The organism is Gracilibacillus xinjiangensis (assembly GCF_042651765.1).
Classification (GTDB): domain Bacteria; phylum Bacillota; class Bacilli; order Bacillales; family Amphibacillaceae; genus Gracilibacillus; species Gracilibacillus xinjiangensis.
In genome coordinates this window covers 1,273,769-1,291,736 of the sequence record NZ_JBHSDT010000004.1, presented here as the reverse complement: position 1 = coordinate 1,291,736, position 17,968 = coordinate 1,273,769, and the positions used below count along the sequence as shown (strand labels likewise).

Here is a 17,968-nt window from a genome sequence, read left to right as displayed (position 1 = left end):
TATATCAATGGATCATGATATTGAAATCTCTGCCGATTCACTGCCACTTATTAACGAAATTGGATTTATGCGTGATGATGATGGAATTCTCAAACATCCTGACAGAGTAATGCCAGATTTGCATGTTTTTGTTTTTGTACTCAGCGGCATACTTCAGATTGTGGAAGATGGAAATGTATATGATTTAAAGAAAGGATCCTATCTTTTTCTTAGAAAAAATGTACATCATTGGGGGGAAGAATTCTATCAGCCTGGATCGGCCTGGTTCTATATTCACTTTTATTGTCAAGACAAGGGTAATGTGCATAGAGATTTCTCTGCATATCGCCAGACTTCGATCATTCCAAGTGATGTCTATGAAACAAAAATTAAGCTACCGAAAAGTGGACAAACTGACCAGGAGACATATTTTGGCTCGAAATTATCCCAATTATTAGAAACATTCGAATCTTCTCATCCCTTAAGGCCTATTAAAACATGTATGGAAACATACGACTTATTTCTGGAACTGTATACGGAAAGACTTAATGATACTTTCTCTTCTACCAATCGTATTGTTTCTAAAATGATTGAGATGTTTCATAGAAATAGAGGTTCTAAATTATCCAGTGAACAGATCGAGCAAGAAACAGGGATGAATTATTCCTATCTATCATCACTTTTTAAGAAATATACCGGAAAAAGTGTGACACAATATCGAAATGAAATATTAATTGAGCATGCTATCCAACTGTTTAAAAATGAAAATTACAATGTTTCCGAAGTAAGCGATCAACTAGGTTTCTCCAACCCGTTTTATTTTAGCCGTGTATTTAAAAAAGTAACTGGTGTAGCACCAACAACATACCTTGAGCAAATATACCGAAAATGAAAAACTGCCTTTATTCAGGCAGTTTTTCTATGCTCCGATCTTTTGTTAGCGTTAAATAAGAGTTGTGCTTTGATTAATCTTTTTCGTACAGTAATACCTATCCAGCTTGCTAATATTGCTTTTATAATACCTATACCGATAAAAGGATAGACTCCCTGACTCATTGCAGCAGTCCATGATAAGTCAGCAGTATATTTTAATTGCACCACACCAAAAGCTAGTGTAATGAACATCCCAATAATATTAGCAATAATCGCCATTGCTACATTGAATTTTGTTTTCTCCAAGATCCATCCGGTTATATATGCTGTAAAAATAAATCCGATAATAAATCCTCCAGTGGGACCTGTAATAATATGTGGGCCACCAGAAAAACCAGAGAAAACAGGCAAACCAATTACTCCAAGCAGCATATAACAAATTAAGGATAAACCGCCTAGCCTGCTTCCTAAAATCGTTGCTGTTAAACCAACTCCCAATGTTTGACCACTAAACGGTACAATGAATGCTTGAAATTGAACTTGTGCTAATATTGCTGTGATTGCTGCGAAAATACTCGATAAGATGATTGATCTTAATTTGCTTGATTGCATTTCGACACCTCATTGTAAACTATTATTTTATATTAGTTAACGTTAACTTTACAATTATATAAGTTAACATAAAATCTCAGTCTTCGCAACATAAAATTTTCCAGTATTTTTAAGTCCTTACTTGTTTTCGGCAAGAAAAACAGACTTCCTGTTATACGGAAGTCTGTTCCTTATATTTATTACAATTTTAACTGTGTTCAATTTTTACAGTTTATTACTTTATCTATGAAGCAAACGTTCAACATCGTTTACAACTCTTTGACTTTTCTCATAATCATTTTCACGCTCTTTTTCCACTTTTAGACGCTCAGACAGCTTTCTGCTGTACTCTGCATAGCCCACACCATGTGCTTGCTGCATAGCTTTCTCCATTTCGGTTGTGTAGTTTAGACGAATCTTCCGCTGATTAATAGTCAATCAGTCCTTTCTTAATGTTGTAATAAGCTCTGTACGGAAACTATTCCCGGCATCCCAGATATCTAAACATACACAAACATAATAACAGCTGCGGATCCCTTAAATAATTACTTACACAACAACTTTTGGTTAACAATATCTGATAACAATTCCATATCACTTTCCGAAACATGGATTGTATCACTCCAAAATTCGGTATTAGAAACCCAATTCCTTAGCATGTTTTCCTTGTTTGTGACATAATTTGGTTCAAATCTGACATTGTCTTCTCCATCAAATACTGCTGCATAAAATATATCCGATTCAACGATATCCTGGAAGAAATGACTGCCGTACGATAACTCTGGCATAAACCCTCTAGCTTGAGAAGCTATTTCACAAATGGCATTAACATGTTGAATTTCCGAAAAATGAACGGGGACACCTAATGAAGGAGTAGATGTACCCCATCGTCCGGGGCCAACTAAGAATATATTCTTATCTTTTAATTCTCTCGTTATTTTTCCAATGATACGCGCAACACTATATTTATCCTGTTCATTTAAGTTTAAATAATTATCCATATCCACATAGATAACATAATCAATCGGTAATCGGATATTTCCACCCATGAAGTTTCCATTTGTTTGAATAAAACAAGAATCATCTTCTGAAATTGTCGGTATTTCTACAGATTTCCCTAGCCCTTTTGTTTGTAAGGGACGGCACTGAACAATATTTATTTTGAAATCATCTTTCGAACGGAAATTTGCTGTGAATTCCACATCGACCGGATAATCGTATACTCTAGAAATCTCAGCAAGCATCTCTTTTATAATTTCAGGAAATTTAGAATGTTTTAATAGGTTCTTAAAGTCAAGAATGTATGGTGTAGGCATGTTACGATAGCCTAATTCTTTCAAACGGAAAGAGGTCTCTGTATCAATCGATGCAAATAAATTACGTTCTACATCCCAGACATTCGCTATTGCTGTATCAAGTTTTACACTAGTTAATTTATTTTCTGCTATGGATAAGACATCAACCCCATGCTGGGAGAATTTCTTCTGATCTTCCATATGCATTAATGGTTTTCTTGTTGGTTGATCAAGTGTCACGATTTTCGCATAGTCGTCAACCGTCCGATCAACCGCTCTTGTCCCTAAACCAAAGACTAAACGAATCATCCCGGCATCCATATCCACATTTTTATCCCATACATACAAATTAGATGAATTCCCAACCCCTGCGACATGCGGGAAAAAATTGTCCGCATAATGGTCACCGGATACTCTTTGGATCAGAATTGCCATTTGTTCATCCTTCTCAAAAAGCCCGCGATTCATTCTGTATTCCAATGCATCTTCATTCATTGTACTAGCGTATACTGTACGGATGGCATCTTCTAATTGTTCATACCGTTCCTCTGGAGTACCTTGATTTACACAAAACACGCTGTCATACTTTCCGGCAAACGCGTTTCCGAAGTTATCTTCCAATAAAGAACTTGATCGAACAATAATGGGGGATTGACCAAAGTATTCCAACACCTGAACAAATTGTTCTTTTATATTTGCAGGGAATTTTCCTGTCCGTATCTTATCTTTTAATTCCTTCGCATATTGATAATAGCCTGTTTTTGTTTTTTGTTTAACACGCAATTTCCACCAGCCGTTTTGTACAATATAGGTATAAAAAATATCTGATCCAATATAGAAGGAATCGTGTGCTTCTATATAGTTGTTAAATCTGTTCTGTTTATCTGATCGCAATATTTTTCTCGCCAGTAACATTCCGACACTTTTGCCCCCAATGAATCCTGTACCAACTTCTCTTGAGGCGATCCTTAAAATATCCTCTAAGGTGAAATATTTGTTGCATAAATCATACATCCGTGATTTTTCACCAATTAGCAATGACATAAGCAATTGCTTTATACTCTCTTGTTTTTCTTCGCTCTCTCTTAACGCACTCTTCGCTTCTGCAAAAATTACATCCCAATAATCCATTCTTTCTTCCACAAGATTTACATTTGCAAATAAACTAGATGCTTCCGAGCTTGCAGTTATACTTTTCGCTTTATTACCTTCAATTAAATGAGGAAAGAACATTGTTGGAGAATATCTTTGCCATACTTTTAATGGATGGATATATCGTTTGTTTTCCACTTCATATAAGTCAAGTAAAACCTGTGTTGTTTCCCGAATTCTGGCAATTGTACTGTACGTATGAACATTCCGGTTTATTGCAAAATATGCCACAGTTTCTAATTCATATAAATATGGACAACACACTTTGAAGAAATTACCTATCATTAAATCTGAATACCAGTTTGTTAATAAATCCGTTAAACTATCGAAAACATAGAATGTTCTATTGCCTTCCTTTTCGATTAATCGATGGATCTCTGTCGCAAAGCTTTCAAACCCTTTTTTCGCATCAACTTCATATACGATAATCTGATCATTTTCTTCGACTAATTTCTTATGTTGACCAAAACGGACATATACTATTTTTCTATTATCTTCTAATGCCTTATGAACAAACGGTGTAATAATACCCTGATATGATTCCATATTATCTACTTGCCAAACCACATTATCACCTAAACGCAGGGAATCGATCGTTTCATCAAACCCACTCATACCTGTCGAAACTTTCAGCTGCATTTCCAATCGTATCACCAACCTAACAAAATGTTTATATATATTATTATAACATCATTTATGTTGAAACCTATATCCATTAGGCATTAATACGATATAGTCTTGATATAAGAATAAGCCTATCACTGTTCCAGCAGTCCGTAAAACGTAGAGTTAATGAAATTATCCTCTATTAAACGAAAGCAGACTATCCAGGAAAGTATTATCGGCAGTGACAGGATTACCTTTTCTAAATGAACAAATTAGTTACATTTCATTGGTGGCAACCCTCTTCCTTTAAAACAAAAAAGCAAAAAAATAACGAGAGTATTGTCTCGTTATTTGATCAGTCAGCTGGATTCAAATTTTTTAATGCCTCTTGGTCTTGTCTAATACTTTCCATAACATCTTCATGCAAGTGATTAACAGAATAGTCTGTAACTTTCTCTCCGTTTTGGTAATCTTTTAATGCAAGCTCCCAAATCAAGCGAACCTCACGATCTAAAATATTTGGTTTACCTGGATTATTTTTTTCTAATGCTTTCCAGTAAATTGATTGTAAGTTATCATTGATGAAATAAGGATTAGTAATTGGCTGTTGGTACATTTTTAACATATCATTGGACATGTGTTTGACGAATTCCCAAGCTATTTCTTTATTTGGACTATTAGATGAAATGGCGATAGACATACTTGCCTTCCGATCAATACCTGCTAAGTCAAACGGCAATGTTGTCACACCCCATTTTCCTTTTTGCTCCGGTAGCCAGTTCATTAATTGTTCCGTAACAAAACTCCCCATATAGATCATCACTAACTGGTTGTTAGCAAGTGCTTCTTTTCCTCTATCATCCCAAATATTTAAATAGGGACTAAGCTTTTCTTCAGATACACTTACCGCAGTTTTAACTGTATCATTAAAAGGTGATTTATCCAGAATATAATTATAATCACTTTCAAAGAAATTTGATGTTCTTAATGCTGTCTCTATCAGCATTTGCTCTGATTCCGCAATATAGTATCCATCCTCAGCTAATGTTCTTGCCATTCTTAACCAGTGGTCTGACTCACTTATATAGTTACTCAGTGATATCGGGTCATGCGGATAACCATATTGTTCTAATATATCTTTACGGTAAAACGTTACATATGGAAAGAATAATAAAGGCATTGTTACCATCTCATCATCATGTATATATTCATCTAATAAACCTTCTGGTCGTTTCGAAAGAAATTGTTCATCATAATAGGACTCACTCAATAAGTTCTCCAGCCCCCCTATACCTAAAAATGTCCCTAATTGATCATCTGGTATTACAAAAAGATCAGGAGTCGATTCTGCCACAAGGCTATCTAAGTACATATTTACTACACGACTCTTGTCAATAACTTTTATTTCAATATCTAAATCGGGATACTTCTCTTGGAAAGAAGGTAAGGAATTTTGGAAGATATCACTAAATGTCCACACCTCTAAATGATGGTTTTCTTCATTCTGGACTGTTTCTTCCATTACAGGCTCTGTGTATAATTTAGAGTCCTTTACATTCTTTATATTGGCTTTGTCACAGCTTACTAATAGAAAAAGGGAGATGATACAAGAGAAACAATATAATTTTTTCATTCTTTATCCCCCCAATATAACTTTGAACCTTCGTTCTGATGATGGATATGCTTTTCGTCATACATTAGTGTATCCGCCCGATGTAATAATGCATCGACATTTCTTCCATCTTCCGGGAAAACACTAATTCCTATACTTGCACTTAACTCAACTGTCTTATCGAATAGTTTGATTGGCTGATGGATTTTTTCATGTAATTCTTCAACTATCTCCTTTATCTCATCCCGTGATGCTAAATCCACAATGAAGACAAATTCGTCCCCTGCTAACCGGTACACTTTTATATAAGGGGCTTCTTTTTCGAATTCACCCAAACGGTTGGCAAATATACGTAATAATTTATCTCCGCCACTGTGACCCAAAGTATCATTGATCTGCTTAAAATTATCTAAATCAAGGAATATTACCGCAAACCTGGTGCCTGTTCCTGATGCTTTATTTAATTTCTGCTCCATATCTGTATAATAAGAATGTCGGTTTGGCAAGTTGGTCAATACATCATAATGTGCTAAATGATATAATTCAGCCTCAGATTCCATCAGTTTATTTGTTCTCTCTAACAATAATTGATTTTGTATCTCCGTTTTCCTAAACATAGATTGCAGCTTTTCTGCGACAATTTTTACATTATCAATCAAATTTGAAAATTCTACAATATTGGTATTATTCCAATCAATTGTTTGTTTCCGGCTCACCTTATTCGGGATATCACTCGTTATATTTGTAATAGTTCCCAGGGCTTTCGATAAAATATTATTGGTAATTAATCCAAATAATAGTGAAATGAATAAAACCAGTAATGAAATTAATAAATACACTTTTAATTTTTTTATTACGATGATAAGTTCTGCATCTACAGGTATCACCATATATACTAATTTATCTAAAAATTTAGTTTTCCCGATATAACTGGCATTCGCCCAGTCTATTAAACTGAGGTTTTCTTCAGGAAACCAAATATAATCATTATCTCCGATCTCTAATACATTGCCAGAATTTAATTTCTCTTCTATATCTCTCGTATTTTTTTGTAAACCTGCTTCAATCCAAACATTAAGATTCTCATTTAAAACATATATACTGCCATTTTCATTTGTCAGGAATTGATCAAGCTCATACTTTAATCTCGCCATCTCTTTTTTCGAGTCTAGTGCATAGTTTTTAATTTCAATCGATTCCATTCTATTTGTCTTAGATTGAAGAAATTCCTCCAGTTCTATTGTTTCTTGTTCCCACTGCTCATATAGTTCTGCTGCCAATGTATTCGCATGAAAAAAAATAACAAAGAGTATGGGAGAGATTGCTGCAAATATTAATAAGTTTGAGATAATTTGCCCAAAGTACAATGGTTTCTTCTTAGCAAAAAAACGACCTGCTGCAGGTAAATAACAATAATAATCGCAAAACATATCTGCAACAAGTGATGCATAAATAGTACTTATAACAACTAAGGAAACATTAAGCAGCACCAACTGCCCTACCACTTCTGTCGGGATATAAAAAGAATTAACGATGATAGCGATAAAAATCATTAAAAATGAATAAACAAAACTCCATGTAAACAGATCTCGCCCTTTTATTTTATACAAACCGCCAATTATCAATACTTCGATTATACTTAAGAAGCTAAACGCATCCTCATTACTTAAGGCAAGAGAAACTGCTGTCATTACTATAGTTGCCACTAAAGACGCTCGAAACCCAAATAATTTAATCATCGCTAAATAAAGAAATGGTGCGAAATTGATAGCTACACCAAAAATAATAGTAAGTGGAAAAAACTCTAATACAATAAGTAACCCTAACAATATCATAAACACTGTAAATTTTTGTCTTTCTTTTGATATTACCATGTTCTCCCCACCTAATTAAACGTTCTGTCCTCATGTTTTAACACAACAGATTAGTACTTCTAAATAAATGTAACTAGTAAAATTATATCTGTAAATATATCACATAAAAAGTACTCCTATTGATTTCTCACTAATTACGCAAAACCATTCGACCCTGTTAACATTATTAGATTGTTAGAGTCAAAATGATTCAGTGATTCAGTTATTTCTCCACCTTCCAGGAGTACACATAGAAAAGTTCCTCGACTATGAGAATGGAGAAGGGGTCAATAACTCGGGAATTTTCTTTTGATGAATCATAGAAAGAACAGTGTCTATATCCTTTTTCTTTAATGGCTTACTAAACCAGAAACCTTGATATATTTTACATCCAAGCTCTTGTAATAATTGTACTTGTTTTTTATTTTCTACACCTTCTGCTATTACTTCTAACTCTAATGCTCGGCTCATTTCCATAATAGCTTGAACAATAGCTAACTCTTTTGAATCTCTATGAATATTCTCAACAAAAGATCTGTCTATCTTTAAAGCATCAATAGGAAATTTCCTTAAGTATGATAGAGAAGAATAACCCACTCCAAAGTCATCTACTTCAATTCGGATTCCTAATTCATGCAATTGTTGCAATACCACAATTGATAAATCAATATTCTCGATAAGCAGGCTTTCCGTAATCTCAAAACTTAATCGGTCAGCAGGAAATTCCATACATTCTAATCTCTCTCTTATTTTCCTGGGGAGATCTCCCTCTTCTAATTGCTTGTATGATATATTAATGGATACCTCAAATGAAGAGCCTTCTTTTTCCCAATATAAAATATCATTGATTACTTGATTAATAACATAATCACCAACCGGAATAATCCAGCCTGTTTCTTCCGCTATCGGGATAAATTCACCTGGCGGTACATTTCCTAACTCATTATTTTGCCAGCGAACAAGCGCTTCAAATCCTATTACTTTTCCTTTTTCTGTGTCTACTTGCGGCTGATAGACTACCTCTAATTCATCATTATCAATTGCTTTGAATAGATTTTTCTTAATTAATACGGACCTGTTTTGTTTATTAGTTGAAAAGTGATCTTCATAAAATATAATATTAGTATTGCCATTCTCTCTTGTTTCCTGTAATGCTTCTTGTGCCTGTAACAACATCCTGTCTGCTGTTTGTTTATGGTTAAAAACAATACCTATACTTGGTGTAATCATCAGTTCTTGCTGGTCAAATTTCCAAGGAGAATGTAACATACTATTAAATTGATTTAATTTACCTTGCAATGTTGACTTCGTATCCTCTGTCAACAGGAAACAGTATTCGTCTTCCCCGCTTCTGGAGAGGTAAGCAGGGTCAAATAGATGAAGGATCTTATTCTTCATTTTCAGCAAAATATTATCCCAGATCTCCGTACCGTAGATTCGTTTAATTTCTTTCATATTTACAAAATCAAGCATCACGAAGTAAAAGTGATGATTTGATTGAATAAAATCTTCTAAGTCTTTTCGCAACCTGTATTTGTTCGGCAATTGTGTTAATGAGTCATAGTATAATATCTTATCAAGTGATTCTTGATATTTTTTTAGTGAAGTTATATCCCGAGCAACCAACAACGTATTCCGCTTACCATTCTCATCAACTATTTTACGTCCTTTTATTTCCAGCCAATGGATATTACCTTTAAAATCAATTACTTCTGTTTCCATTGTTTCTATACTATCAACTTGATATAAATAATTCACAAATTTTTCAATACGATTTATCATTTTTGCCGGCAACTTTTCTTCCCATAGCACTTCTATTCCCTGTTCCCCGACCAATTGACTGATCGCCGGAGAAATATACGTTATCTCCTTTTTTTCATCTAATAGACAAATAATATCTGTCACATTATCTGCGATAAATTGATAGCGTTGTTCACTTTTCTTAACTTGCTTTTGATATTGCATATTCTCCATTACTAATCCAATAATATACGCATATGTCTCCAATGTCTGAAGTTCGCTTTCTGATGGATGATATGGTATTTTCTTATACATTGTTAATGCACCAAAGACATTCCCTTCAGCGGTAATAATTGGTGTTGACCATATTGATTGGATGCCATATTTTTTTGCTATTTTTACATATTTTTTGTTTTGCATTTTCCCATCCACATGATCCATTACCATTGTTTTCTTTTGAAAAACAGCTTCACCTGTCACTCCCTCGCTCTTTTGTATCGGAAAGTCACTAATCTCCTCCAGGAAAGCTGAAGGCAAAGAGGCAGATGCTAAAGCTGTTAATTTCTCCTTTTTTTGATCACATTCAAAAATTAAACACTGATAGTCCATATGTTCTTCAATTATTAGGCAAATTTCCTCAAAAGCCTTAGGTTGACCTTTGAAAGTAAGTAATGCCTTGATAATTCTAAACTGATTTTCAAGTAATATTGACTGTTTTTTCCTCTCCGTAATATCGTTTTGAATACCAATGAAGTATTTTATTGCTCCGTTTTCATTAGTTATAGGGGAAATTTTCAATTCATTCCAAAAAAATTGACCATTCTTTTTATAATTACCTATTTCTATTTGTAAAGGAGTTTTGTTCTGAACTGCATGTTTAATTTTTTCTTTATCAGACTCGCTGGTAGAACCCCCTCGAAGAATATCGAAGTTCTTACCTATAACCTCTTTACTGGTAAAACCGGTTAATCTCTCAAATCCTTTATTCACATAAATAATAGGGTTGTCCTTTTGATTAGGATCTGTTACAACAAGACCGGAGGTTACATGATCAAAAAGACCTGCGAATCGTTCACTTTCATTCAGCTTCTTCTCTGTTTCTCTTCTTCGCAGTAATTCACGCTCATATTGCTTATTCAATTTTTGCACAATAAAAAATAATAAGATGCCAGTTAATAATATATAAAACAGTTCCTTATATGTTTGATAAAAGGCATTTAAACGAAAATATTCTATCAGTATATCAGAAATAAAAAACCAGAATACTCCTGCAACTGTATATACAGCAGAAACTCGTAAGGCATCTTTCAACAACAGCTTCACCCCGCTAGAAAATAGGACTTTTGACCATCATATCACATTTGAAAGAGTTTAATAACATTTACTTCACCCCTGTGAGAAAATACTGAATCCATCTTTTCCTTCCTTTTTTGAATCATATAACGCTAAATCTGCTTGTTTCATTATTTCAAAAGGATTACTATTTTGATTCATTGTAATGCCGATACTTGCCGTAACTTTAAGCCCATCTTTAATAGTTTTCCAGTCCTCATCCATTCGTTTTTTTATTTCCTGCGCTAAATGAATTACTTCCTTTTCCGTTTGACCCTGGACCAGCATAATAAATTCGTCTCCGCCAAGGCGAGCAACTATATCTCTTTCTGTCAACAATTGCTCCATTCGTTTCCCGAATTCTCTTATGACTGCATCCCCTACATCATGACCAAATGAATCATTGATCCTTTTAAAATCATCGATATCCGCCATTAATACTGCTAATTGGTTATTGTTATTTATTGCTTTATTCAGATGGAGTTTGAACAGCCTTCGATTAGGTAAATCTGTTAAATGATCATGCATTGCATCAAATTCTAATTTCTTTTGATTATTTTTCTGTACTGTAATATCTCTTGATAAAACAACCATATGCTTGAACAATCCCAAATCATCAAATACTGGAGTACCTTTAGACTCTAGCCAAATATAATCTTCATCATTTGTAATATGCCTAGTTTCGATTGTAAAAGGCTTACCATTTTTAATGGACTTTGTAACAATCTTGTTTAAATTCTCCTGATCATCTGGATGGGTGTTGTATAAAAAGATTTTGTTCACATATTCTTGTTCATTAAATCCTACTATTCGTTTATGGGATGGCGAGGCATAGACTATTTTCCCTTGATGATTCAGTAAAGTGATAAGATCATTTGCATTCTCTGCAATAACTTTCAGACGCTCTTCACTTTCATATAACCTCTGCTCTGATTTAAGTTGTGCAGAAATATCATGAAAAATAGCATATATTCCCTCTACTTCATGGTTAATGACGATAGGACTTAATTTTACTGTAACATGAATCAGTTTATTCCCCTTATCACGTAACAATGTTCTACTGACCTTTGTTTCTCCATTTAATGCATCTGTCAGCAACTGATTAAAGCCCTCTACCGAATGTTCATCAAAAATTGTTGAAACCTGTCTGCCTTTCAACTCGACAGAAGTATAATTAAGCAGATCTGCCATTTGTGGATTGCTATTCATTATTACTCTATTAAAATCAAATGATAAAATAGCGTCAGGGTTATTTCTAAAGAGAGATTCATATCTTTTTTTACTTTTATTTAATTCTGCCCAAATCTGTTTTAACTCTCGCTCTGCTTGAATTTGATCTGTAACGTCTTTCACTGCTGCAACAATTAAATAAATATGGTCTGACTGGTCATATAAAGGCGTTAAAATAGTTTCAGAATAAAAAGTACCGCCATCTTTTCTATAGGAATCTCTATATTTAACCACCTTATTTGTATCCACTACCTCTTGATATTTTTCTATTAAGTATATTGCTTCTTTATTCGAAAGTACATCACTTAAGTTCTTGCCAACCACTTCTTCTGTTAACGTTGTCCTGATACATGCAGCTTTATTTAAAAAATCATAGACAAATTGTCTATTTCCAACAGGACGGACTGCATATATTTGATCTGTCAGACCGTATGTTAATATATTTAAGAAGGAGCTTTCTATCCTTCGTGCCAATACAATAACCTTCTTTCCTATATAGCTTCACCCTATTGATTTGTCGAATTTTATCGAATATTTTCAGATATAATTATATTATATCGTAATAAAGCTGTGGAGAACATAAAAAAATCGGACCAGAGAGTCTTCCTGGTCCGATTATGTTATGTTATTTTAAACTTTTCGACATGCTTTTCTAAATCTGCTGAAAGTTCTTCCATTTCACCAACACTTTTGGTTACACTTTCCATTGTGTGGTTCATATCTTCTGCAGACGCTGCCGTTTGCTGTACTGCTGCAGCGGATTCTTCGCTAACCGCTGCTATTTCATCAACAGATCGATACATATCCATACTATTCTCATTGATCTGCTGAAGTTGACCAACAATTGAATGTATCTTTTCAGCCATAGTATTAATCGAATGATTGATTGTTTCAAAAGATTTACCCGTTACCATGATTTGCTCTGAACTTTTTTCGACTTCTTCAAAACTTAACTGTAATGATGCAGTTACTTCAGTTGATTCATCTTGAATTTTGTTCACAATATCGGTTATCCCAGATATAGAATTAGATACTTGTTCTGCCAGCTTCCTCACTTCGTTGGCAACTACTGCAAATCCTTTACCCGCTTCTCCAGCTCTTGCCGATTCTATAGCTGCATTTAATGCAAGCAGATTCGTTTGTTCAGCAATCTCCTTAATAACAAGCACAATTTTATCAATTTCATTTGTTTGTTGATTCAACCCTAAGACTTTATTTGTTGCATTACGAACTCTTTCTTTCATTTCATTCATTTGTTCGACTGATTGATCTAATTGCTGTTTCCCATCATTACTTAATGTAAGGACATCATCGGATTGTAATGCAAGATCCCTGCCAAATTGGGTTGATTCAGAGACTTTTTCATTAAATCTTTCCATAACAGCGGTAAGATCAGAAGCATTGCTAGCTTGCGACTCACTTCCCGAAGATAATTCTTCCATTGTTGCTGCGATTTGCTCTGTTCCTTCTTTTACCTGATCTGAGGCATTCCTTAAGGTTGTGTTTTGCTGCATAACACGAGCTGTTGCAATCATCAGCTGGTTGATCATATCATAAAGACTGTCTTTTAGCTGATTAACAGTTATTAATAACTCTGCAAATTCATCTTTCCCTTTCACTTTCATTGGCGGACCGCTTAAGTCACCGTTAGCCAGTTTTGTTAGTTCCATTTTCATATTTGCAATATTCCGGTTAAACCCTCTAACAAACAACAATACGAGAACAAGACCAATTACGATTGAAATTATCATTGTTATAATTGTGGAATGGAGGATATCTTTTCTCATCATTGTTGCAATCATATACATATCAAAATCAATAGCCGCTACACCAATTGTTTCACCCAGATCATTTGTATATGCTTTAGCCAGTGTAATAGTAGGTTTGCCTGAAGCTGTATCGATATATGGCATTGTCCATATAACTTCACCATTTCTATTTATTGCTTGGTTGTACCAATCAGTTGAAGTTGATCGATAATTGTTCAAATCCACATTACTTTCAGGTATATTATTTAGATATAAAGCCCCTTCTGTTGTCCCTATGTATAAGTTAATAATAAATGCCTTTCCATGGGCTTTCTCACTGAGAAAAGATTGATAATAATTTGTTAAAGCTTGATCGTTAACATTCGGCATATTGGGATAATTTGTATCCGAATCACCGTTTGGGGTAACCTTTTCATATTGTAATTCTTCTGTTTCTACTAATCCTGTCAGAAATTCTTCATATTCATCAAAAGTTTTTTCGTATTTTGGCGAAACTTCAATAATATCATCTTTTTGAATAATCGCCCGTTCTAATATCTCCGATTTTTGATAAGAGAACCATGATGTGGCTGCTAAAGGTACGACTAGAAGCAATACCATTAGTATAGGTAATTTGTATTTGGTTTTGTGCAGTTTTTTCATCTTTAATGTCTCCTCCTATGCTGAATTCCCTACTATTCTACCATGAAAAAACATGTATTAACATATTCAGATATAAAAGAATAAGAAAAAAGAGCTAGTATACTAGCTCTTATTAAAAAATATATTATTTTACTATTAGTACAGGGCAGTTAACACGTTTTGCAACTTTGTGACTAACACTGCCTAATATCATTGTCTGGAGTTTATTTAATCCCCGACTGCCCACTACGACACAATCATAGTTTCAATTGTTAGCAAACTCAACAATTGTTGGACCTGGTTCCCCATGCAAGAAATGTGTGAAAAAAGGAATGTTCTTCTCGTCCATTAATTCCACCACAGGTTTTAACTTAGCTTGTCGTTCTTTTTTTACTTCATACTTATCGATTCCATGCAAAACATCTTCTTTAGAAGTTTTGCTATCAACAGCATACACTACATCAATTTGTCCATTATTAGGGATTGCTAGATTAATAGCATGTGATGCTGCTCTTATAGAATGATCTGACCCGTCAGCTGCAAGTAGAATCTTTTTATACAAGCCCCTCACCTCTTCACATTAATGACCCGATGCTTTCGAAATACCGCCAATCTTATCTTTCAGGCTTTTGCTGTCACTGTTTAGCCCTTCATAATTTACTTTAACATTATTTTGCTCAAATTTCATTTCAATTTTATCTAATGCACCAATAGCCGAGTCATCCCAAAGGTGGGCATTTGTAAGATCAATTTCTACTTCATCAATATTTTCATTGAAATCAAACTTTGCTACAAAGTCACTAACTGAAGCAAAAAAGATCTGCCCGTCAACTTTGTAAATTTTCTTTTTACCATTAACTGCAACGATCTGTGTCACTTTCACTTTCGATATTTTCGCTGCAAAGAAAATGGCACTTAATAATACACCTGCTAGTACACCAATAGATAAATTATGTGTTACTACTACAGTAACAACTGTCATAACCATTACCGCAGCATCAGTTCGCGGGATTTTATGAATATTTTTTATGGATGACCAATCAAATGTACTGATCGAAACCATGATCATCACTCCTGCAAGTGCTGCCAATGGTATGTCAACAACAACACTTCCTAAAACGAAGATGAGGAACATTAAGAATCCACCTGCAACGAGTGTTGACAATCTGCCTCTTCCACCAGATTTCACGTTAATAACAGATTGTCCGATCATCGCACAACCTGCCATACCTCCAAAAAAGCCTGCTACGATATTTGCAATCCCTTGACCACGGCTTTCTTTATTCTTATCACTATCCGTGTCTGTCATATCATCTACGATATTTGCTGTTAGCAGTGATTCTAGTAGACCTACTAATGCCAAGGATAAGGAATAAGGAAAAATAATCGCAAGTGTTTCGAAATTTAAAGGAATATCAGGAATTAGAAATACTGGCAAGTCAGAACTTAAATTACCTAAGTTACCTACAGAACGAATATCAAACCCTGCAAATAATACAATAGCTGTTACTACGATTATTGCGACTAAAGTGGAAGGAACAGCTTTTGTTACCATTGGGAAAAGATAAATAATCGCTAATGTTAATGCAACTAAAGCGTACATAATCCAACCTTCACCCTCAAAATGTGGCAACTGTGCTGTGAAGATCAGGATAGCTAATGCGTTAACAAAGCCGATCATAACCGAGCGGGGTACGAACTTCATTACCGCTGCTAACTTGAATACCCCAAAAAGAATTTGCAATACACCCGTCAGGATCGTTGCTGCGAGTAAATATTGTAAACCATGTTCTGTTACTAATGTAACCATTAACAATGCCATGGCACCAGTTGCTGCAGATATCATGCCAGGTCTGCCGCCAACAAATGCAATAACAACTGCAATACAAAATGAGGCATAGAGACCTACCATGGGATCTACATCTGCAATAATGGAGAAAGCAATCGCCTCCGGAATTAGTGCAAGTGCAACTACTATCCCTGCTAAAATATCTCCCTTGACATTGCCAAACCATTCTTCTTTAATTTTTGCGACGTTCATGAGGCACCTCTCTCTTATTAATTATTTTGCTTCTCTGATCCCCTCAGAGAAAATCCGAACTGAACGGAGAAGATCATACCACATTTCAGGAAATAGGCAAAGTTTAATGAAAACGCACCCATGATTGATTTACTTTTATATACTAAAAATATCTCCATTTTACTATAATAAACATAAACAAAAACTTTTATTAAAAGAAAAAGCTTATCACTATTTTACAGTGATAAGCTTTTTTTCGTTTCTTATTCTGAATGGTATGACTTAAACAACTGACTGAAGTTTTAGTTAGGCTTGCTTCTTTTAATAATGTACATTATCGAAATAATTTCACATATGAAGATACTTATTGTGATGACAAACTTCTTTCTTTATAAAAGTCACTGCTTTATCCTAAACTAAAATAATGCTTTCCAAGTCCTGGGGCCGACTATTCCATCAACACTCAAATGTTCCTTACGCTGAAATTGTTTTACTGTATGTTCTGTTTTGCTTCCGAATATCCCATCAACTTGTATGGCTAATTTCCTTTGGATTATTGTAACGATTTCACCTGTACTGCCTTTTTTAATATATTTTCCTGGATACTTTTCAACAAGCCTCATTGTACTCAACCATTTATTTCTCGTTCTAGGACCAACTATTCCATCAACTTGCAAACCTTTATCCTGTTGAAAATTCCTTACAGCTAATAAGGTTTCATCCCCAAATACTCCATCAACCCTGTATCTTGGCAAAGAATACCCAAGCTTTAAAAGATCTTGTTGTAATCGAATAACCTCTTTTCCTTTAGAACCTTTCTTCAAAATAATTGGGGTTGGCATACTATTTACATAAAACTGATTGAGATAGGTAACAGGATTTAATGTAGAGTTTTCCTTGTTGGAGCGATAACCGTAGGGTGTTGTTGTTTCTGCTAATCTTCGGACCTCATAATGGAGGTGAGAACCTGTAACATACCCTGTGTTTCCCTGATGCCCGATCACTTGATTTTCCCTAACTTGTTGCCCTCTCTTCACAATGACACGATCTAAATGGGCATATAACTGTCCTCGACTGTTTTTATCTTTTATTAACACAACATTGCCATATCCGCCTAAGCCTGTACCACTATTACCAAAGCCAGCATATAGAACAGTACCGGAAGTAAATGCATGTATTGGGGCTTTATGTTGTTTTACCAGGTCAATGCCTGCATGGAATTCCCTTGTTCCATTTATTGGGTGTGTTCTGTAACCATATGGACTAGTTATACGATAACCTTTATATTCCGCCAC

At 34.6% G+C, this 17,968-nt stretch carries 11 protein-coding genes and 1 pseudogene; 1 reads left to right on the top strand and 11 read right to left on the bottom strand.

Going from position 1 to position 17,968, the window contains the following annotated elements:
* Positions 1-7 precede the first annotated feature (7 nt).
* The gene (locus ACFOY7_RS10355) at positions 8-871 is read left to right on the top strand and encodes a helix-turn-helix domain-containing protein (RefSeq protein WP_390251972.1); all 864 of its coding nucleotides are present in this window, start codon (positions 8-10) and stop codon (positions 869-871) included.
* Between the two features lie 14 nt (positions 872-885).
* Here the strand turns inward: ACFOY7_RS10355 and ACFOY7_RS10350 are convergent, their stop codons facing one another.
* The 11 genes and pseudogenes from ACFOY7_RS10350 to ACFOY7_RS10300 form a co-directional block, all read right to left on the bottom strand.
* The gene (locus tag ACFOY7_RS10350; protein WP_390251971.1) at positions 886-1,464 is read right to left on the bottom strand and encodes a biotin transporter BioY; all 579 of its coding nucleotides are present in this window, start codon (positions 1,462-1,464) and stop codon (positions 886-888) included.
* A 219-nt stretch (positions 1,465-1,683) separates the two neighbouring features.
* Positions 1,684-1,881: a hypothetical protein gene (locus tag ACFOY7_RS10345; protein ID WP_390251970.1), complete on the bottom strand. Its 198-nt coding sequence runs from the start codon at positions 1,879-1,881 to the stop codon at positions 1,684-1,686.
* A gap of 107 nt (positions 1,882-1,988) precedes the next feature.
* Complete coding sequence (locus ACFOY7_RS10340; RefSeq protein WP_390252078.1) at positions 1,989-4,529, bottom strand: PEP/pyruvate-binding domain-containing protein; 2,541 nt, start codon at positions 4,527-4,529, stop codon at positions 1,989-1,991.
* Between the two features lie 322 nt (positions 4,530-4,851).
* Complete coding sequence (locus tag ACFOY7_RS10335; RefSeq protein ID WP_390251969.1) at positions 4,852-6,129, bottom strand: ABC transporter substrate-binding protein; 1,278 nt, start codon at positions 6,127-6,129, stop codon at positions 4,852-4,854.
* A complete protein-coding gene (locus tag ACFOY7_RS10330) occupies positions 6,126-7,982 on the bottom strand; it encodes a diguanylate cyclase domain-containing protein (RefSeq protein ID WP_390251968.1) in 1,857 nt (618 codons plus the stop codon). Before ACFOY7_RS10330 ends, ACFOY7_RS10335 begins: the two co-directional genes overlap by 4 nt.
* 246 nt (positions 7,983-8,228) lie before the next feature.
* Complete coding sequence (locus ACFOY7_RS10325; protein ID WP_390251967.1) at positions 8,229-11,012, bottom strand: bifunctional diguanylate cyclase/phosphodiesterase; 2,784 nt, start codon at positions 11,010-11,012, stop codon at positions 8,229-8,231.
* Between the two features lie 75 nt (positions 11,013-11,087).
* Entirely contained in the window at positions 11,088-12,737 is a 1,650-nt protein-coding gene (locus ACFOY7_RS10320) for a PAS domain S-box protein (protein ID WP_390251966.1), read from the bottom strand.
* A gap of 146 nt (positions 12,738-12,883) precedes the next feature.
* Positions 12,884-14,674: a methyl-accepting chemotaxis protein gene (locus tag ACFOY7_RS10315; protein WP_390251965.1), complete on the bottom strand. Its 1,791-nt coding sequence runs from the start codon at positions 14,672-14,674 to the stop codon at positions 12,884-12,886.
* Between the two features lie 124 nt (positions 14,675-14,798).
* Positions 14,799-15,215, bottom strand: a pseudogene (locus tag ACFOY7_RS10310) (universal stress protein).
* A gap of 18 nt (positions 15,216-15,233) precedes the next feature.
* A complete protein-coding gene (locus ACFOY7_RS10305; protein WP_390251964.1) occupies positions 15,234-16,694 on the bottom strand; it encodes a SulP family inorganic anion transporter in 1,461 nt (486 codons plus the stop codon).
* Positions 16,695-17,089: 395 nt separating this feature from the next.
* The gene (locus ACFOY7_RS10300) at positions 17,090-17,968 is read right to left on the bottom strand and encodes a peptidoglycan-binding protein (RefSeq protein WP_390251963.1); all 879 of its coding nucleotides are present in this window, start codon (positions 17,966-17,968) and stop codon (positions 17,090-17,092) included.